The sequence below is a fragment of the Sphingomonas oligophenolica genome (genome assembly GCF_039522915.1).
In the GTDB taxonomy this organism is placed as follows: Bacteria; Pseudomonadota; Alphaproteobacteria; order Sphingomonadales; family Sphingomonadaceae; genus Sphingomonas; species Sphingomonas oligophenolica.
The window spans coordinates 144,763-163,860 of the sequence record NZ_BAAAEH010000035.1 but is presented as its reverse complement, the minus strand read 5'-3'; the positions used below and the strand labels follow the sequence as shown (position 1 = coordinate 163,860).

At 65.9% G+C, this 19,098-nt stretch carries 17 protein-coding genes; 6 read left to right on the top strand and 11 right to left on the bottom strand.

Features of this window, described 5'->3' with window-relative positions; all coding sequences use genetic code 11:
* Positions 1-18: 18 nt before the first annotated feature.
* A complete protein-coding gene (locus ABD050_RS16630; protein WP_343890609.1) occupies positions 19-894 on the bottom strand; it encodes a beta-keto acid cleavage family enzyme in 876 nt (291 codons plus the stop codon).
* Between the two features lie 116 nt (positions 895-1,010).
* Between ABD050_RS16630 and ABD050_RS16625 the strand changes: the two genes are divergently transcribed.
* On the top strand, positions 1,011-1,838 hold the full coding sequence (locus ABD050_RS16625; protein WP_343890608.1) for a helix-turn-helix transcriptional regulator: 828 nt from the start codon (positions 1,011-1,013) through the stop codon (positions 1,836-1,838).
* 6 nt (positions 1,839-1,844) lie between these two features.
* On the opposite strand, the gene ABD050_RS16620 is transcribed toward ABD050_RS16625, so the two are convergent.
* On the bottom strand, positions 1,845-2,708 hold the full coding sequence (locus ABD050_RS16620; protein ID WP_343890607.1) for a CmcJ/NvfI family oxidoreductase: 864 nt from the start codon (positions 2,706-2,708) through the stop codon (positions 1,845-1,847).
* Positions 2,709-2,728: 20 nt separating this feature from the next.
* Positions 2,729-3,397, bottom strand: coding sequence for a glutathione S-transferase family protein (locus tag ABD050_RS16615; RefSeq protein ID WP_343890606.1), 669 nt, complete (start codon positions 3,395-3,397; stop codon positions 2,729-2,731).
* A 194-nt stretch (positions 3,398-3,591) separates the two neighbouring features.
* Between ABD050_RS16615 and ABD050_RS16610 the strand changes: the two genes are divergently transcribed.
* From ABD050_RS16610 to ABD050_RS16595, 4 genes are read left to right on the top strand one after another with little or no spacing between them, the layout of a single operon-like run.
* Positions 3,592-4,344, top strand: a complete 753-nt coding sequence (locus ABD050_RS16610; protein ID WP_343890605.1) for a glutathione S-transferase family protein — start codon at positions 3,592-3,594, stop codon at positions 4,342-4,344.
* 10 nt (positions 4,345-4,354) lie between these two features.
* Entirely contained in the window at positions 4,355-5,188 is an 834-nt protein-coding gene (locus ABD050_RS16605; RefSeq protein ID WP_343890604.1) for a beta-etherase, read from the top strand.
* Between the two features lie 11 nt (positions 5,189-5,199).
* A complete protein-coding gene (locus ABD050_RS16600; RefSeq protein ID WP_343890603.1) occupies positions 5,200-6,021 on the top strand; it encodes a glutathione S-transferase family protein in 822 nt (273 codons plus the stop codon).
* Positions 6,022-6,042: 21 nt separating this feature from the next.
* On the top strand, positions 6,043-7,497 hold the full coding sequence (locus tag ABD050_RS16595) for an aldehyde dehydrogenase family protein (RefSeq protein WP_343890602.1): 1,455 nt from the start codon (positions 6,043-6,045) through the stop codon (positions 7,495-7,497).
* A gap of 270 nt (positions 7,498-7,767) precedes the next feature.
* Here the strand turns inward: ABD050_RS16595 and ABD050_RS16590 are convergent, their stop codons facing one another.
* A complete protein-coding gene (locus tag ABD050_RS16590) occupies positions 7,768-8,379 on the bottom strand; it encodes an NAD(P)-dependent oxidoreductase (RefSeq protein ID WP_343890601.1) in 612 nt (203 codons plus the stop codon).
* An 89-nt stretch (positions 8,380-8,468) separates the two neighbouring features.
* On the opposite strand from ABD050_RS16590, the gene nov2 reads away from it, so the two are divergent.
* A complete protein-coding gene (gene nov2 / locus ABD050_RS16585; protein ID WP_343890600.1) occupies positions 8,469-9,953 on the top strand; it encodes a lignostilbene-alpha,beta-dioxygenase NOV2 in 1,485 nt (494 codons plus the stop codon).
* Between the two features lie 488 nt (positions 9,954-10,441).
* Here nov2 and ABD050_RS16580 read toward each other — a convergent pair whose 3' ends face one another.
* The 7 genes from ABD050_RS16580 to ABD050_RS16550 are packed head-to-tail and all read right to left on the bottom strand — an operon-like array spanning position 10,442 to position 18,982.
* Complete coding sequence (locus tag ABD050_RS16580; RefSeq protein ID WP_343890599.1) at positions 10,442-12,004, bottom strand: class I adenylate-forming enzyme family protein; 1,563 nt, start codon at positions 12,002-12,004, stop codon at positions 10,442-10,444.
* The gene (locus ABD050_RS16575) at positions 12,004-12,840 is read right to left on the bottom strand and encodes an HAD-IIA family hydrolase (RefSeq protein ID WP_343890598.1); all 837 of its coding nucleotides are present in this window, start codon (positions 12,838-12,840) and stop codon (positions 12,004-12,006) included. The genes ABD050_RS16580 and ABD050_RS16575 overlap by 1 nt, the downstream gene beginning before the upstream one ends.
* Complete coding sequence (locus tag ABD050_RS16570) at positions 12,837-14,303, bottom strand: biotin carboxyl carrier protein (RefSeq protein ID WP_343890597.1); 1,467 nt, start codon at positions 14,301-14,303, stop codon at positions 12,837-12,839. Before ABD050_RS16570 ends, ABD050_RS16575 begins: the two co-directional genes overlap by 4 nt.
* The gene (locus tag ABD050_RS16565; protein WP_343890596.1) at positions 14,303-15,661 is read right to left on the bottom strand and encodes an acetyl-CoA carboxylase biotin carboxylase subunit; all 1,359 of its coding nucleotides are present in this window, start codon (positions 15,659-15,661) and stop codon (positions 14,303-14,305) included. The genes ABD050_RS16570 and ABD050_RS16565 overlap by 1 nt, the downstream gene beginning before the upstream one ends.
* Positions 15,662-15,664: 3 nt before the next feature.
* A complete protein-coding gene (locus ABD050_RS16560) occupies positions 15,665-16,111 on the bottom strand; it encodes an acetyl-CoA carboxylase biotin carboxyl carrier protein (RefSeq protein ID WP_343890595.1) in 447 nt (148 codons plus the stop codon).
* Positions 16,108-17,148: a PEP/pyruvate-binding domain-containing protein gene (locus ABD050_RS16555; protein WP_343890594.1), complete on the bottom strand. Its 1,041-nt coding sequence runs from the start codon at positions 17,146-17,148 to the stop codon at positions 16,108-16,110. The genes ABD050_RS16560 and ABD050_RS16555 overlap by 4 nt, the downstream gene beginning before the upstream one ends.
* Positions 17,141-18,982, bottom strand: a complete 1,842-nt coding sequence (locus ABD050_RS16550) for a PEP-utilizing enzyme (RefSeq protein WP_343890593.1) — start codon at positions 18,980-18,982, stop codon at positions 17,141-17,143. The genes ABD050_RS16555 and ABD050_RS16550 overlap by 8 nt, the downstream gene beginning before the upstream one ends.
* Positions 18,983-19,098 lie beyond the last annotated feature (116 nt).

The following is a 19,098-nucleotide window of genomic DNA, read 5'->3' as shown; positions in this document are numbered from 1 at the left end:
CCTCTCCCTTGTGATGTTCTAGTGTTTCAGGCCGAGCATCGCCCGCGTCTCCTCGACGCTGGCGATGTCGCCGCCGAGTCGATCCACCAGGTCGACGCCCCAGCGGACGAGATCGGCATTGTCGGCAGCCTGTTGCCCGCGCCGCAGATAGACGGTGTCCTCGAAGCCGACGCGCATATTGCCGCCGAGCAGCACCGCCTGCGCCGCCATCGGGAAGGAATGCCGGCTGACCCCGAAGCCGGTCCATGGTGCACCACGCGGGATCTGGTTCTTCGAATAGATCATCGCCTCGGGCGTCGCCGGCAGGCCATATTTGGTGCCCAGCACGAACGAGAAGGGCGCGTTCTTCGGGATGGCGCCCTTCGCCATCAGATCGTCGGCGAACACGAAATCGCCCGCCTCGAAACATTCGATCTCGGGCAGCACGCCGGCATCCTGGATCATGTGCCCCATCCTGGTGATCATCGGATCGAGGTTGATCGCAACCCCGCCCCATAATTGCATCGTGCAGATATCGAGCGTGCACATGTCGGGCTTGAGATCGAGGATATGCTCGAGCCGCCGCTCGGCGGTGAACATCAGCGTGCCCGGGCCGCACACCGCCGGATCCTCGTCGCTCTGCATCCAGGTGCAGCCCGGGCCGGTCGTGACGTTGAGGATCACCGCATCGTTCTTCGCGCGGATCAGACCCACCACCTCGCGATAATCGTCGAGCGCCTGGGACGGCACGCCGGTTTCGCGATCGCGGACATGGAGATGAATGATCGCGGCGCCCGCCTCGGCCGCGGCCAGCGCTTCGGATGCGACGTGATCGGGCCTGAACGGAAAATTGGGATGGTTCGGAATCGGCGAGCTGCCGGTTACTGCACAGGTAATAAAGGTCTTGTCCGCCACGCTCACTCTCCTGCAGCGCAGCGATATATTGCGCGCCCTGTTGCGCGGAGTCGCAGAACGCGCAAAATCGGACTAGACGGTTTGGTGTGCCATCATTGGGAGTAACTGGATAAGATATGGCGCATCGCGAAGAACTCTCCCGTTTCCTGAAATCGGCGCGCGCGCGCCTGTCCCCGGCCGACGCCGGCTTGCCGCCCGGCGAGCGCCGCCGGACCAAGGGCCTGCGCCGCGAGGAGGTGGCGGCGCTCGCCGGAATGAGCGTCACCTGGTACACTTGGTTCGAGCAGGGCCGCGAAGTCCACCTCTCGGTACCGATGATCGAGCGGCTCGGCAGGACGCTGCGGCTCGACGCGACCGAGCGCGAATTCCTCTTCGCGCTGGCGCAGCATCGCCCGCCGCCGCTCGAAACCCAGATCGACGAGGAAATCCGCCCCGCCACGCAGCACATGATGGACAGCCTCTCGATCCCCGCGCTGGTGATCGTCGAGGACTGGACGGTGATCGGCTGGAACGCGCTCGTCGCCCGCACTTTTCGCGATTACGACCAATTGCCGCGCAGCAAGCGCAATCTCTTCAAGATCCTGATGCTCGAGGATCGCTACCGGGTCGATCCGGACAGTTTCCGCGCCATGGGCCAGCGCCTCGTCGCCCGCTTCAAATGGGATTACAGCCGGACGTCGAAGCCCGAGATTTTCGACGAGATCATCGCCGAGATGATGGAGCACTCCGAACTGTTCCGCGAGTGCTGGCAGGAGTCGGAGATCCTGCCCTATTTCGAGCACGTCAACATCGCGGTGATGCCCGATGTCGGCGACATCGGCTTCTGGCATTCGTCCTATGCGGTCGAGGGCGCGCCGGGGCAGCGGCTCATCCTGTTCGCGCCGATCGACAAGGCGAGCGCCGAGCGGCTCGCACGGCTGAACGATATGGCGCTGGATCGCTGACGCGGGCTATTGCGAGAAATAGGCGATCGCACGAAACTCGTAGCTTTCGCGGGTCTTCGCGTCGGGCCGGCCGATATCGTGAAACGCCGTATGCGGCGCGCGCCAGGCGCGGCTGTGATCGCTGTCGTGAAACTTGATGAAGATCACCTCATCCGCGGTCATGTCGGGGAAATACCACCAGCGATGCGCCGGATTGTAGTGGAAGATGGTGGCGGCGGCCATCTCGTCCTCCCCCTCGATCGGCGCGAACAGCGCGTCGCCCTCGGGAATCTCGTCGACATCGACCTTCACATTGGCGACCGCGTCCTCGTCCCCGACGCTGCCGAATTCGCACAGGGCGAGCGGCCAGTCCTGCGGCGGCTCGGAAAAGGTCCGCCACAGGCTGAAGGCAATGAAGCGGGTGAAACCCGGCCCGCCGGGCACCGCCTTGTTATAGAGCGCGGCGGCGATCCGGTGCGCTGTCGTCGTATTGAAATCGACATGCGCCTCGGCCGCGGGCGGCTGGATTCCGGCACCCGAAATCACCGGCGAGCGCAATTGCCCGCCCATCGGGACGACGAGATCGCAGCCGGTCAGCGCCTTTGCGACCTCGGCCACCTCGGCCGGATAGGCCTTCACTGCCTCGACATCTCGGAAATCGCCGACCCCGCTCCGGTGCCGCGACAGGCAGAAGCCATGTTCGTCGAGCGTGAAGGGCGTCGGCGCGAGGCGCGCGTTGCGGATCGTCACCGGATAGGGCTTGTATTCGCCCGTATTGAGCTCGCGCCCCGGCGCCCAGAAGCGCCGGTTGATGCGCGACGTCGGCAGCAGATAATCGATCGTCGTTTCGATCGCCGCGCCCGGGGCGCTCCTGGTGATGATCGTTGCCATTGCCCTCTCCCGTCGGCCGATCAGGCCAGGATGTTCTTGCCCTGCTGGATCGTCTTTTCAGCCATCTCCTCGGGTTTCGGCGGTGCGGGGACGAGCAGCCCGCGCTGCACCGCCGGCCGCGCGGCGATCCTGTCGAACCAGCGCTGCAGATTCTCCAGGCCGCCCATGTCGACCTGTGCCCAGTCATGCCCGCGAACCCAGGGGAAACAGGCGATATCGGCAATCGAATAGTCGCCGGCGAGATAGTCGTGCCCGGCGAGCGTTGTGTCCATCACCTCGAACAGCCGCCGGCTCTCGCGCACATAGCGATCGATCACCTTGGGCAATTTCTCCTCGAAATAGCGGTTGAAGACGGTCGCCTGTCCCATCATCGGGCCGAGCGCCGACATCTGCCACATCAGCCACTGGATCACGCGGCTGCGGCCCTTCGTGTCGGTCGGCAGGAAACGGGAGAATTTCTCCGCGAGATAGATCAGGATCGCGCCCGATTCGAAGATCGCGAAATCGCCCGCGTCATGATCGATGAGGGTCGGGATCCGCCCATTGGGATTAAGCGCGACATACCAATCCTCCTTCTGCACGCGGTCGGTAAGCGAGATCGGCGTTACCTTGTACGGCACGCCGAGCTCCTCCAGCATGATCGACACCTTCCAGCCGTTCGGCGTCTCCGACGTCAGCAACTCGATCATGCTCTCTCTCCATCCATCGCGCATCGCGCCTGCCCCCATCAAGCAAAGCGCTCGCACGCCCGCAAGGACAGCCGCTGCGCTATCATTGCCACTGACAGCCGCCCGCACAGTTAGTCCGGGTGATAGTATAGCCAGACGACTTGCGAGCCCGGGCCCGGCCCGCCACCAACATCGGCAACGGAGAGAAAAGCCTGATGTTGACATTGTACAGTTTCGGCCCCGCCGCGAACTCGCTCAAACCGCTGCTCGCGCTTTATGAAAAGGGCCTGGAATTCACCCCTCGCTTCGTCGACCCGACCCGCTTCGAACATCACGAGGAGTGGTTCAAGAAGATCAATCCGCGCGGACAGGTGCCGGCACTCGACCATGACGGCCATATCATCACTGAATCGACGGTGATCTGCGAATATCTCGAAGACGCCTTTCCCGACGCGATCAGGCTCAGGCCGACCGATCCGGTCGTGACCGCCGAGATGCGGGTCTGGACGAAATGGGTCGACGAATATTTCTGCTGGTGCGTCTCGACCATCGGCTGGGAGCGGATGATCGGCCCGATGGCGCGCAAGCTCTCCGATGCCGAGTTCGAGGAGAAGATGAAGCACATCCCGATCCCCGAGCAGCAGGCGAAATGGCGGAACGCCCGCGCCGGCTTCCCGCAGGCGGTCCTCGACGAGGAAATGCGCAAGGTACGGGTTTCGGTCGACCGGCTCGAAAAACGGCTTTCGGAATCGCCCTGGCTCGCCGGCGACGACTATACGCTTGCCGATATCTGCAATTTCGCCATCGCGAACGGCATGCAGTTCGGCTTTGCCGAGGTCGTGAACCGCGAAGCAACGCCCAACCTCGTCGCATGGATCGAGCGGATCAACGCTCGCCCGGCCGCACAGGCGATGTTCGCCAAGTCGAAAAGCGAAATGCCGGCACGCACGCCGGTGCCGGCAGCCTGAGGAGTATCGCATGGCGCAGGACAATCGCATCACCCTCTACGATCTCAACCTTGCCTCGGGCTGCACGATCAGCCCGTTCGTCTGGCGCACCCGCTATGCGCTTGCGCACAAGGGGTTCGAGGTCGATCTCGTGCCCGGCGGCTTCACCGGCATCCTCGAGCGCACCGGCGGGCGCACCGAGCGCCTTCCCGCGATCGTCGATGACGGCAAATGGGTGCTCGATAGCTGGCTGATCGCTGAATATCTCGACGAGACCTATCCCGACCGGCCGATGCTGTTCGAAGGGCCGAGCATGAAAGTGCTGACCAAGTTCATCGATGGCTGGCTGTGGCGCACCGCGATCGGGCCGTGGTTCCGCTGTTACATCCTCGACTATCACAATCTGTCCTATCCGCATGACCATCATTATGTCCGCACGACCCGCGAAACGATGTTCCTCGGCGGCCAGAAGCTGGAGGCTGTACAGGCCGGCCGCGAAGACCGATTGCCGCTGGTGCCGCCCACGCTCGAGCCGCTGCGCCAATTGCTGCGCGAGACGCCGTGGCTCGGCGGCGATACGCCCAACTTCGCCGACTATACCGCGCTCGCGGTGTTCCTGTGGACCGGATCAGTCGCCACCACGCCACCGCTCACCGCGGACGATCCGCTGCGCGACTGGCTCGATCGCGGCTTCGATCTCTATGGCGGGCTTGGACGCCATCCCGGAATGCATACATTGTTCGGGCTGCAACTGCGCGACGGCGACCCCGAGCCGTTCGCCAGGAACGGCGCGGGCGCGGCCCCCGCGCCGCTTAACCGCGGCGCTGGCACGACGCCGATGCCCGAGCCAGTCACGGCGGCCTGAGGGGAACGACCATGGGCTGGAGCGACGAACCGAGGGGCAATGCGCTTCGGATGTATCACATCCCCGGCTGCCCCTTCTCCGAGCGGGTCGAGCTGTTGCTCGACCTGAAGGGCCTCGACGGCATCATGGCCGATCACGAGATCGACATCTCCAGGCCGCGCCCGGACTGGCTGCTCGCCAAGACGCTCGGCACGACAGCGCTTCCAGCGCTCGAGCTCGAAAATGGCGCGACCCTCAAGGAAAGCATGGTCATCATGCGCTATGTCGAGGATCGCTTTCCCGCGCGCCCGGTGGCGCGGCGCGATCCGTACGAGCATGCGATCGAGGGAATGCTGTGCGCCACCGACGGCCAGTTCAGCGGCGCCGGCTATCGCATGATCCTCAACCGCGACCGGTCGAAGCGCGACGAGCATGTTGCCGAGGTCGACGCCCAATATGCGCGGCTCGACTCTTTCCTGCGCCATTATGCGCCGGATCGCGATTTCCTCTTCGATGCCTTTGGCTGGGCCGAGATCGCCTTCGCGCCGATGTTCAAGCGGCTCTGGTTTCTCGAATATTATGAGGATTATGAGGTTCCCGGCTCGCTCACCCGCGTGCTGCGCTGGCGCGATGCGACGCTCGGCCATCCGGTCGTCCAGCGCCATCACAGCCACCGCGAGCTGATGACGCTTTATTATGATTACACCCAGGGCGGCGGAAACGGGAAAATCCCGGAAGGGCGCACCATATCCAGCTTCACGCTCGATCCGGCGTGGGACACGAGACCGATGCCGCCACCCGACAAATGGGGCACCCCCGCCACCGATGCCGATCTGGGCCTGCTGCCCGCCTGACACCCCCGAGAAGGACCTACCATGAAAAGCTATCTGCAAAATTACATCGACGGCCGCTGGGTCGACAGCAAGGGCGGCCGCAAGCACCAGGTGATCAACCCGGCGACCGAGGGCGTTGCGTCCGAGATCGTGCTGGGCACCGCCGAGGATGTCGACGATGCGGTGAAGGCGGCGCGGCGCGCCTTCGAGAGTTTCTCGCAGACATCCAAGGCGGAACGCATCGCACTGCTCCAGCGGGTGATGGCTGAATATGGCAAGCGCGTGCCCGACATCGCCGAAGCCATCGCGACCGAGATGGGCTGCCCGATCTCGATCGCCAAGACCGCGCAGGCCGGCTCCGGCATGGGGCATCTCGCCAATGCGCTGAAGGCGCTCGAAGCCTATGATTTCAGCGAGAAGATCGGCGACAATACCGTCGTCCGCGAGCCGATCGGCGTGGTCGCACTGATCACGCCGTGGAACTGGCCGATGAACCAGATCGTCGCCAAGGTCGGCCCAGCACTCGCCGCTGGCTGCACGATGATCCTGAAGCCGTCCGAAGAAGCGCCGAGCTCGGCCGCGATCTTCGCTGAAGTGATGGATGCGGCGGGCGTGCCGGCCGGCGTCTTCAATCTCGTCCAGGGTGACGGCCCGGGCGTCGGCACTGCGCTCGCCAAGCATCCCGGCATCGACATGATCAGCTTCACCGGCTCGACCCGGGCCGGCATCATGGTCGCCAAGAACGCAGCCGATACCGTCAAGCGCGTGGCGCAGGAGCTTGGCGGCAAATCGCCCAACATCATCCTCGAGGGCGCCCCGCTCGACCAGGCATTGCCGGGCGGCGTCGGCGGTGTGCTGCTCAATTCCGGGCAAAGCTGCATCGCGCCCACCCGGATGCTGGTCCACACCTCCCAGCATGACGAGGCGGCGCAGAAGGTCGGCGCGATGTTCGCCGCCAAGCAGGTCGGCGATCCGCTGGCCGAGGGCGATCATATCGGCCCGGTCGTCAACGAGAGCCAGTGGAACAAGATCCAGGGGCTGATCCAGAAGGGCATCGACGAAGGCGCGACATTGGTCACCGGCGGCACCGGCCGGCCCGAGGGGCATGAGACGGGCTTCTATGTGAAGCCGACCGTCTTCTCGAACGTCACGCCCGACATGACGATCGCCAGGGAGGAGATCTTCGGCCCCGTGCTCGTCATCATGCCCTACAAGGACGATGACGATGCAGTGCGGATCGCCAACGACACGCCCTATGGCCTCGGCGCCTATATCGCCGGCGACCCCGCCAAAGCGAAGAAGATCGTCCCGAAGATCCGGGCCGGCGCTGTCTTCGTCAACGCCGGCGGGCTCGCCTTCGACATGCCGTTCGGCGGCTACAAGCAATCGGGCAATGGCCGCGAATTCGGCAAGTTCGGACTCGAGGAATTCCTCGAAGTGAAATCGGTGATCGGCAACCTGCCCGAAGACGCAATACCCGCCGAAGCGGCTGGGTGATTAGGGTTAGATTCCTCTCCTTTGGGAGTTTTGGCTTGAGGCAGGACAATCATGCCCCCACATGATTGAGAAATGCCCGGGGGGCATTTCGACCTGCCTCCAGCCAAAACTGATAGTGTAGCTTGGCAGCTTGCTGCCTAGCGAAACTTGGTGAAGGGCTCCAGGAGCTATCGAGAGCTCCCGGAGCCCCTCACCAACTCCGACTAGATCGCTGCGCTCTCAAGTCTCCGTATCCTCTCCCAAAGGAGAGGAAGAGGGCTCCGATCCGTCCTAATACCCCACCGTAAACCGCGCCCGCGAATGCCTGGGCTGCTCGATCTCGTCGAGCATCGCCACGGCATAATCCTCATAGCTGATATGGCTCTTGCCATCCGCCGCGGTGAGGAGCGCGTTGTCGCCGAGCCGGAATACGCCCGTGCGCTCGCCCGGGCCGAACATCATCGAGGGCGACAGGAAGGTCCAGTCGAGCTCGGTCTCCCCGCGCAGGCGATCGAGCGCGGCGCGCGCCGGCGTCGCCTCCGGCTTGATGAAATCGGGAAAGTCGGGCTGGTCGAGCAGCACCTTGCCCGGCGCGATCTCGAGCGAGGCAGCGCCGCCGACGACCAGCAGCCGCTTGACGCCCGAGCGCCTGACAGCCTCCAGCGCGCGATCGAAGTCGGTGTCGCCGAACCGCACCGACAGAACGACTGCGTCGCTCCCGGCAAGCGCCGCCGCCGTTGCGGCGGGATCGGCGAGATCGGCGATTTTCCACTCCACGCCTTTAACGGGATCGCCGGCCGGTCGCTTGCGGGCAATCGCCGTCACCTCGTGCCCGCGGCCCAGCGCCTCAGCCACGATGCGCTGCCCGACATTGCCGCTCGCCCCGATCACCGCGATTTTCATGCTCGTTTCTCCGTGCGATTATTGTTTGCTTCGCATACAGTAGCGCTTGATAATCCGGGCACAAGCCGGTGTTGCAGGAGAGAGAAATCATGACGGCATTTCCGCGGACGATTCACTTCACCGGCCTCAACACGCCGTCTCGAATCGAGAGCTCGATCCGCAATCTCGAGGTGATCGGCACGATCCCGGACGATATTCGCGGCGCCTTTTTCCGGGCGGTGCCCGACCCCGCGCATGTCCCGATGTACGAGGACGATGTCGTGCTCTCAGGCGACGGCATGGTCTCGCGCTTCCGGTTCGAGGGCGGGCAGGTCGATTACGACATCCGCTATGTCGAGACCGAGCGATTCAAGCTCGAGCGCGCCGCGCGGCGCGCCCTGTTCGGGCGCTATCGCAACCCGTACACCGACGATCCCTCGGTCGCCGGCCGCGACAGGACGGTCGCGAACACGACGCCGGTCTGGCACGCGGGCCGGCTCTTCATGACCAAGGAAGACGGCCTTGCTTATGAGATCGATCCCGAGACGCTCGAGACGATCGGGCGCTGGGATTATTATGGCGCGCTTCGATCCGAGACGTTCACCGCGCATCCGCGGATCGACCCGGTGACGGGCGAGATGTTCTTCTTCGGCTATGAGGCGGCCGGCCTGTGCAGCCGGGACATCGCCTATTGCATCGCTGATCGCGACGGAAAGCTGGTGTCGGAGCAATGGTTCGAGGCGCCCTATTGCGCGAGCGTCCATGATTTCGCGATCACCGAGCGCCATGCGATCTTTCCGATCTTCCCGACCACCGCCGATCTCGACCGGCTGAAGGCGGGCGGCCCGCATTGGGCGCATCAGCAGGCGCTTGAAAGCTGGGTCGGCATCATGCCGCGCCGCGGCGACGTCAGCGAGATGCGCTGGTTCAAGGGGCCAAAGGGCGTCTCCGCCTTCCATCTCATCAATGCCTTTGACGATGGCGAGCTCGTCCATCTCGACCTGTGCCTGACCGACACCAATGCTTTCGCCTTCATGCGCGAAGCCGGCGGCATCGAGCGCCAGCCATGGGAAATCAAGGGGGCGCTGACCCGCTGGACCTTCGATCTTTCGAAGCCAGGCGATAGTTTCGAGGAACGTCCGATCGGCCCGCCCGGCGACCTGCCCCGGTTGCGCGATGTCGATCAGGGCAGGCCGTATCGCTTCGCCTTTTATTGCAGCATGAACCCCGAAGGCGGCCCGCCGCTGCCCGGCGGGCCGGTCGGTGCTGCATTCAACGCCCTGCTCCGCATCGAGCCCGGCAATGGCCGGGTCGAGATGCTGGGGCTCGACCCCGAAATGGCGATCAGCGAACCCGTCCATATCCCCTCTTCGCGCGAAGGGCATGACGGCTGGCTGCTCGCGGTCGTGGATCGCCGCACCGGTGAGGCCCTGTTCGAGTCCGAGCTCTGGGTGATCGACGCCGCCAATATCGCGGCGGGCCCGGTCGCCCGCGTGCCGGTGCCGGTCAGGATGCGGCCCCAGGTTCACGGCGTGTGGGTGTCGGAGGCGCAGCTTGTCGGTCGGGCCGCGTCGCGCGAGACCAGCAGGACCTGACTCGTTCATGCCCCATCACTTCGTTACGCCGGACTTGTTCAGCATACATCCCGCTCAGATGCGTATTTTGCCCTTCCCCTTCCCCGGCGAAGACCGGGGAAGCAGGGAGGTCGCACGGACCGGTCCGATTCAACCCTTGCCGAGATCGTGAGACCGTATCCGCGGACGGAATGCTGCATTGATCCCGCCCTGCTCTTTGACATGACGAGATAGGACGACGGTTCGCCGCCGTCATGGCGAACCGCCCCGCTGTTATGCCGCTGTTCCTCGCTGTTCAGCCGCTGTTATCGCGCCCCGGCGCGCTGTTCCTTCCCGCTGTTCCCCGCTGTTAATCAATAACAGCGGGATCTTCCGTAAGCTTCTGACAACACGCAGAAAAAACCGGGTTCAAGATCCAACATAACAGCGGGGAAAATTAAAATTCGCGGAGAACAACGGGAACAGCGGAATCGCCCCGAACAACTGCCGGATGAGTTCAGGCGCCGACCTCAGTTCACGTTGCGCCCGGCGCCCGCCCAGAACTCGGCGCGCATCGCCTTCTTGTCGGGCTTGCCGACTGGCGTGCGCGGGATGCTGTCGCGGAAATGCACTGCCTTGGGCGCCTTCACGCTGCCGAGACGGGCCTTGCAATGCGCCTTGATCGCGTCGGCGGACAAGGTCGCGCCGGGCAGTAGCGCGACGAGGGCGGCCACCGCTTCGCCCCATTTCTCATCGGGCACGCCGATCACCGCCGCTTCAGCCACTTCGGGCAATTCCATGATCGCTGCCTCCACCTCGGCGGAGAACACATTGAAGCCGCCGGTGACGATCATGTCCTTCTTGCGGTCGACGATGTAGAAATAGCCGTCGTCGTCGCGCCGGCCGACATCGCCGGTATGGTGCCAGCCATGCGCCCATGTCTCGGCGGTCGCTTCCGGCAGCTCGAAATAGCCGCCGCCGACAATGCCGCCCCGCGCGACGATCTCGCCGACCTCGCCGGGCGGCAGGAGCTCGCCATCGTCGTCCATGATTTCGACGCGTACCGAGTAGGTCGCGCGACCGCAGCTCGCGAGCCGCTCGGGATGATCGCCCCGTGCCGCGGCCGCGACCGTCTCGGGCGGCAGCCAGGTCGCGACGAGGTGGCATTCGGTCTGGCCGTAGCTCTGGCACAGGCTGGGGCCGAACACATCCACCGCCTGGCGCAGCTTGTCGGGGGAGACAGCCGAGCCGGCGAGCAGGAAATAGCGCAGGCTCGAATAGTCGAACGCACGCACCTCGGGATGCGCCAGCATCGTGTACATTGCCGTTGGCGGCAGGAACATATGGGTTGCGCGGTGCTGTTGGATCGCGCGCATCACCTCCCCGGCATCGAAGGTCGGCAGGACGACCACTGTCGCGCCCATTGCGATCCCCGCCATGGTGAACGGCCCGGCGGCGTGGGTCAGCGGCGCGGTGGCGAGGAAGACGGGATGATCGGCCGGCATCAGCGCGCCGATCGTCTCGAGCATCGTGCCCCAGCTGCGGTTCATCACCCGCACCCCCTTGGCCCGGCCGGTGGTGCCGCCGGTAGCGATGATCGCGGTCACCTCGTCGAGATTGCCGGTCGGATCGCCGAGATCCGGCGCGGAGGGCGCGCCGGGCGGGAGCATGAACTGATCGAGCGAGGGGTTGCCGTTCTCAGCTGCGTCGAGGCAGATCAGCCGGCGGATCGAGGGGACGCGACGCTGGATCTCGCGCGCCTCTTCGGCGTGGCTCGAATGGTAGAAAAGCCACTGGGCGCGGACATAGGCGAGATAGTCGATATTGGCATCGAGCGCGTTGCGCGCATTGACCGGGATCCACACCGCGCCGGCGCGCCACAGCCCCAGCAGGGTCGTGACCACCGCGCCATGGTTCGGCGACAGGATCGCGACCGGGGCCTGATGCTCGAGGCCATCCGCACGCATCGCGCCCGCCAGGCGATGCGACAGCGCGCTCATTTCGGCATAATTGTAGCGCGTATCGCCCGCGATCAGGACGGTCCGGTCAGGCGTCAGCCCGGCCTGCTTGTCGAAATAGTCGATGCTGCGCATCAGCGTGACACTCCCGGGGAATCGAAGAGGAGAGAGGCGAGGTCGCCCACGCCACCGATCACGGCGTGCGGGCGCTGATGGGCCGGCACCGCCGCCCATTCGGCGGCGCTGGTTGTGCCGGTGGTGACGCCGATCCCGATCGCACCGCCCACGCGCGCCATGCCGGTCTCGACCTTGGGATCGTCGCCAACGACGGCGACGCGATCGACCGGCACGCCGAGCCGCTCGGCGACGAAGCGCAGCGCGTGCTGCGAGGGCTTGCCCGTCACTTCGGGTTCGACCCCGGTCACCCGCGCGATCGCGCCGCCGATCGCGCAGCTATACCCGAACGCCCGGCCCGATTTGCTGGCGAAGAAGGGAACGTCGGACGCGCTGAAGAGCGCGGCGCCATCGAGCACGGCGGCCGCGCCGGCGTGGATATGCTCCATCGTGCAGTCCGGATGCCAGGCGATATAGACCGCGTCCGCCCCATCATCGCCGGGCGCGCAGGTGGCGATGCCCTCGGCCTCGAGCGCCGCTCTCACGCCATCGGTGCCGAGCACCATGACCCGGCTCAGCCCGCGCTCCGCGAACAGCCGCGCCGCGACGCTGTTGGGGGTGAAGAGCCGGTCGTCGGCAATCGGCAGCCCAAGCGCGCGCAGCCGCGGCGCCTGCTGCGCGGCGGGATAGGCGCTGCCGTTGGTCAGCGCGAGGAACGGCATGTCGCGCCGCTGCAACTCGGTCAACAGCTCGACCGCGCCGGGCAGCAGCTGATAGCCGCCGAGCGACCGGTCACTGAGGATCAGCGTGCCATCGAGATCGAACATCACGCCGGCCGGTGGAAGGTGACCGTTCATCCGCCGCCTTCCAGCACGAGGCGGAAGCCGGCTTTCTCGACGGTGATCCGCGTCAGGTCGGTGCGCGCGAGCAGCTGTTCGACCAGCTTCATGATCGGGCGCGTCTTCGGATCATAGGTGCGCGGCGCCGGCCCGGCCGCCTGCATTGCATCGATCATCGCGCCGGGCATGGTCGCACGCAGCAGGAACTCTTCGTCCGAAAGGCCCATCCCGACGCGCTGTCGTAGCTCGGCAAGCGGCGCCATCTCCGGCTCCGCGGCAAGCTCGCGGGCTCGTGACGAGGACAGGATGCGGTCCATCACCTCGGGCGCGATCGGGCGGTTGGGCCGGCCGAAGCGGCCAAGCGCGAAGCGGACGATCTCGTCGGGGATGGTCGCATAGCGCTCGGTGCCGGTGACGTTCATCACTGCCTGGGTCTGAAGCATCTGCGCGAACGGCGTCATCACGATCGGCCAGCCAAGCTCCTCGCGGACGCGCGCCAGTTCCTCGACCACCGCACCTTCGAGATGCGGCACGCGGTGATCGGCGAGGTGGCGGCGCATCGTGCCCACCATCCCGCCGGGCAGCTGGTGGCGGACATAGCCCGCGTCGAACGCCATCGGCGCGCCGGTCGGCAGCCCTTCCGCCGCGGCGAGATCAGCGAAGTAGCGCCCGACGCTTGCCAGCGCTTCATCATCGACATCGACGCTATGGCCGAGTTCGCGCAGGTTCCGCACCATCCGCTCGATCGGCGGATTGGACGTGCCGTCGGCCGCGCCCCCGCTCGCGCATTGCAGCGCCGAGGCGCCGAGCGCCGCGCCTTCCAGATAGGTCAGATCGGCAAGCCCGATCGTGCAATGGGCATGGAGTTCGAGCGGCTTGTCGCCGATCTGGGCGAGGATCGCCGGGATCAGCGTCCGCGCGCGTTCGGGGCTGAGCAGCCCGCCCGGATCCTTGATGTAGAGGGCGTCGATATCGGGGCTCGCCGCCATCGTCCGCGCCGCGGCGGCATAATGGGCGTCGTCATGGATCGGGCTCAGCGTGAAGACCAGCGCACCGATCACCTGCTCCCCGCCCACCCGCTTCACGATCCGCGCTGCCTCGGCATTGGCGGAGGCGTCGTTCATCGGATCGGCGAGCGCGAAGCGGCGGATGCCGTTGCGGGCGAGCGTGGCGAAGGCGAGCGCCATGAACTCCGGGCTCGCCGTCTCCCAGGAGATGAAGCGGAAGCCCGTCGAGAGGAACTGCAGCGGCGTCGTCGGGCACGCAGCCGCCATCAGCCGGATGCGCTCCCACGGGTCCTGCTGCTTGAAGCGGACCGCGACGCCCATATGAGTCGAGGTGGTGAAGTCGATCGCATGGTAGCCGACACGCTCCATCACCGGCGCGATCGCCAGCGTCCGCGCGGTATCGACGCCGAGCGCACCCCACAGGCACTGGTTGCCGTCGCGCAGCGAGGTCTCGACAAGGCGGATGGCGGCCATCAGGCAGCGACCGTTTCGCGGTCGAGGAAGCGCGCAAGGAAGCCCGTATCGACCCCGCCCGTCGCAAACTCGGCATCGGCCAGCACACGCGCCTGGAAGGCGAGGTTGGTGGCCACCCCCTCGATCCGCGCCTCGCCAAGCGCCGCGCGCAACCGCGCCAGCGCCGCCGCCCGGTCGGGGCCGTGGGCGATGATCTTGGCGATCATCGAGTCGTAGAAGGGCGGGATCGGCGCGCCGTCGACGATATGGGTATCGACCCGGATGTCGTCGCCTTCCGGCCAGCGGGCCGTGGTCACTTTGCCGGGCGAGGGCGCGAAGTCGCGCGCCGGGTCCTCGGCGTTGATCCGGCACTCGATCGCGGCCCCGGAGAAGCCGATATCGGACTGGGCGAACCGAAGTCCGCTACCCTCGGCGATCGCGATCTGCTCGGCGACGAGATCCACGCCGGTCACTGCCTCGGTCACCGGATGCTCGACCTGGATACGCGCGTTCATCTCGAGGAAGTAGAAGGCGTCGCGCGGCACGTCGTAGAGGAACTCGACCGTGCCGGCGCCGCGATAGGACAGGCGCGCCGAGAAGCGGACCGCTGCCTCGTGCATCGCCGCGCGCGTCGCCGGCGGCAGATGCGGCGCCGGGCTTTCCTCGATCAGCTTCTGGTAGCGGCGCTGGACCGAACAGTCGCGCTCGCCGAGATGGACGACCTGCCCTGCCCCATCGCCCAGGACCTGCACCTCGATGTGGCGCCCCTGTGCCACATAGCGTTCGAGATAGACGCGCGCGTCGCCGAACGCCGCCTCGGCCTCGGCACTCGCCATCGCCATCGTCGCGGCGAGGTCGGCCTGATGCTCGACGAGCTTCATGCCGCGTCCGCCGCCACCGCCCGCTGCCTTGACGAGCAGCGGCACGCCGATCGTCTCGGCCAGCGCCCGCGCTTCCTCGTGCGACGCCGCTGAACCACCGGGAATGATGGGAACGCCGGCTGCCGCGGCTGCCGATCGCGCGCGCAGCTTGTCCCCCACCGCCTCGATCTGGTCCGCGGTCGGGCCGACGAAGATGATCCCTTCCCGTTCGCACAGCTGCGCAAGCTCGGCCCGCTCGGACAGGAAGCCATAGCCGGGATGGATCGCCTCGCACCCCGATGCGAGCGCCGCCTGCACCACGGTATCGACCTTCAGATAGCTGAGCGACGGCTGCGACGGCCCGAGGCACAGGACTCGATCGGCGAGCGTTGCGCCGAGCGAGCCGCGATCCGCCTCGGAGACGCCGAGCACTGTCTCGATACCGAGCGTATGGCAGGTACGGATGATGCGCACCGCGATCTCACCGCGATTGGCGATGAACAGGCGCCCGATCACCACGGCTCAGCGCTCGGGGCGGACGAGCATCAGCGCCTCGCCATGCTCGACGAGTTCGCCGTTCGCGCCGAGGATCTCGACGATCTCCCCCGCCACGCCCGCCCGCGCGGTGTTCATCAGCTTCATCACCTCGATGATGCCGATGATGCTGTCCTTCTCCACGCGGCTGCCGACCTCGACAAAGGGCGGCTCCCCGGGCTTCGGCGCGCGGTAGAAGATGCCGAGGAGCGGCGACCGGATCTCGATGAGCCCGGCCTCGCGACTGGCGGTGATGACGGGTTCGGGCGGTGGTGCGGCCGGTTGCGAAGGCGGCGGCGCCGGCCTTGGCGCAGGCGCGGCGCCGCTCCGCACCAGCTCGAGCTTCAGCCCATCCATCTCGAGGTTCAGCCGGTCGAAGCGCGACGCCTCGAGGAGCTGCATGATCCGATCGACATCGGCAGCATTGAGCGTCATCGCCGTCCCCCGAACACACCCATGACATGGGCCAGCGGATTGGCCAGCGGCGGCGCGACCGGCGCGGTCGCCTTGGTCGACCATACTGTCTCGGGCCGGCTCTGCAGCAACATGATCGCGCCGTCGCGATCGACCGCCCATTCGATATCCTGCGCCGCGCCATAGTGGCGCTCGACGCGCCGCCCCACCTCGCGCAGCTTCTGAAGCGTGTCATCGTCGAGGCACGGGATGCTGCGGCGGCCGTCGGGAACCGGCCGCTCCTCCGTCCCGCCGCTGGCGACGGGGACGTGCTCGACATGCTTGTCGGAAATGTCGCGAGCCGAGATCTCGCCGGTGATCTTGCCGATCACCCAGCGATCGGGCGTCACTTCGCCCGAGACGACTGACGAGCCAAGGCCCCAGGCGCCCTCGATTGTGATGACCGACTTGTCCCCGGTCGTCGGGCTGCGGGTGAACATCACGCCGGCGACCTGCGCATCGACCATGCGCTGCACGACGACCCCCATCGCGACGCCGGCTTCGGGCAACGCTTGCCGGCGGCGATAGGTGATGCTCTCGACTGAATAGAGGCTGCCCCAGCACTCGCGCACGCGTGCCACCAGATCGGCGGGGTCGATCACCCAGAGGAACGTGTCCTGGAGACCCGCAAAGCTCGCATCGGCCGCATCCTCCGTGGTCGCCGAAGAGCGCACCGCGACCGGCACCCCACCTTCGCCGCAGAGATCACGATGCGCGGCAAGCAGCGCCTGCTCGACCTCGTCGGGCAGCGGCTCAACGACAACGCGTTGGCGCAGCTCCTTTGCCAGCGCGGTGACTGAAGCGAGATCGTGCGCATCGCATGTCTCGATCCGCGCGCGGACCGGTGCCCGTGCTTCCAGGGCCTCAAGGAACAGCTCGAAGGCGCGGGTCGTCACGACGAAGCCGGGCGGCACGGCGATGCCAGCCCGGGTCAGTTCGCCAAGGCTCGCGCCTTTGCCCCCGACGCTGGGCCGATCGTCGATCCCGACATCCTGAAACCAGGCAATCGCCTCAGGCATCTTCCGGCACCCGTTCCGCGTCGAGGATCGTCACCACGCCGCGCCCACCGTCGACACGGATGCGCTGGCCGGTGCGGATGCGCTGCGTCGCCGAGCCGGTGCCGACCACGGCGGGCAGGCCATATTCCCGCGCGACGATCGCCATATGGCTCATCGATCCGCCGATATCGGAGACGGCGGCGGCGATCTTCTGGAAGATCGGCGCCCAGCTCGGATTGGTCACCTGGCAGACCAGGATCTCGCCCTGGCGCAGCGTGCCGATCTCGGCCGCCGACGTCACGACCCGGGCGAGCCCTTCGACCACCCCGGAGGAGGCAGCAAAACCCTTCAACTCGTTGCTGTCGCCTTCGTCGTCACCATTCAGCCAGGAATCGAGAGTCTCGCGCGTGATGCCCCACAGCATCACGATCGCTGGGTCGTCGATCACGTCAGGCACCGCGCCAAGCGCAGGCGGCACGCGGTTCTGCGCCCAGGCGGCGATCGCCTGCTTGCGTTCCGCGACGATCGCAGGCCAGCGCTTCGGCCCAAGCGGCTTCGACCCGCTCGACCAGGCAAGCGACAGATCGATGATCGCGCTCTCCAGCTCGTAATGGGTGAGGTAGAAGACATCGGCCTCTTCGGCAAAGAAGCCGTTCGCCGCGAGCAGCGCGCCAAACTCCCTGATCTTGTTGAAGAACAGGTTGGTGTACCAATGCTCGCAGTAGAATTTGTGCCCCTCGACATAGGGGAAGACGAGGTGCGCGAGCGTGATCAGCTGGTCATAGGTCGCGCGATCCTCGTCGCTGTCGAGCAGCTCGCGATAGTCTGCGACGAGCGTTTCCCGCTCGCGAATAAGCTGGTCGACCGGGCGGTCGATGGACTCTCCGGCGCGCACCTTGGCGATGTAACCGGGCAGCGCCGAGAGCGGCATCGACAGGTCGTCGTTCCACGAGCGATGATAATGGTAGAAGCCGTCGCCGACATTGACGTTGAACCACGGATTGCGGCTGGTCTCGAGCTCCTCCAGCCAGGCCTTGCCCTTGTTGCCCGCCCGATCGAGCGCGTCGAGCGCCTCGTCTACGCTCATCCCCTCCTGAAATACGCTGTCGACATCGAGCTCGACCGCGCAGCGCGCGAGTCGCCGCACTTCCTCGTCGGGGCGGAAGATCTCGGCTTCCATGCCGGCCACCATGCGGCTGACGGTCTGGTCGGAAATCTCCGGGAAGGCGCGCTTGCAGAAATCGAAGAAGGTCAGATAGGCGCCGTAGCCGAGCAGCAGGAACTCGAAATGGTGCTGCCACATCCGGAAATAGCCCTCGAGCTGCTTCCGATAGATGTCGATGAGCGCGTGATTGGCGGCGACTCCCTTGCCGCTATGCGTCGTCTCGATCGGCTCCCAGTCCGGCAGCTCGACCGCCGGCAGCGCCTGCGCCTCGGCGATCAGCACCTTCATCTTGACCTTCCACTGGTCGTAGAGGCGCTCCCAATGCTCGTAATAGTAAAAGGCGCGCTGCTGGAAAAGGATCTGGCGTTCGGCGATCTCCACCGGATCGGTTACCGCGACGCCGCCGATATAGACACGGCCATTGATGATGCGGTGGTCGATCCCCTTGGTGGTCGGCAGCACATGGACGCGGGTGTTGAAAGCCCCCAGCGCGCAATAGGCAGCCTCAGCCGTCACCATGTCAAAATGGTGCATCGGCTCGGGGAAATGCATCGAATTGTAGAACCAGAAGCGCTCGTCGTCCTCGGGCACGAACTGGGTGTAATAGGGATAGGCCGCCTGCGCCGCCTCGGTCCCCGGCACCACCGCGATCGAACTCGGCAGCGGGAAGCTTTTCTTGATGTCCGCCATGCACTCTCTCGCTCGCCGCACGCCGTGATCGCGTGCTTGAAGCGGAAGCTTTAGCGCATCGCAGCGGATGGGATCAGGATTTGCGCGCGGTATGAATGCGACAATCGCGCACTGCC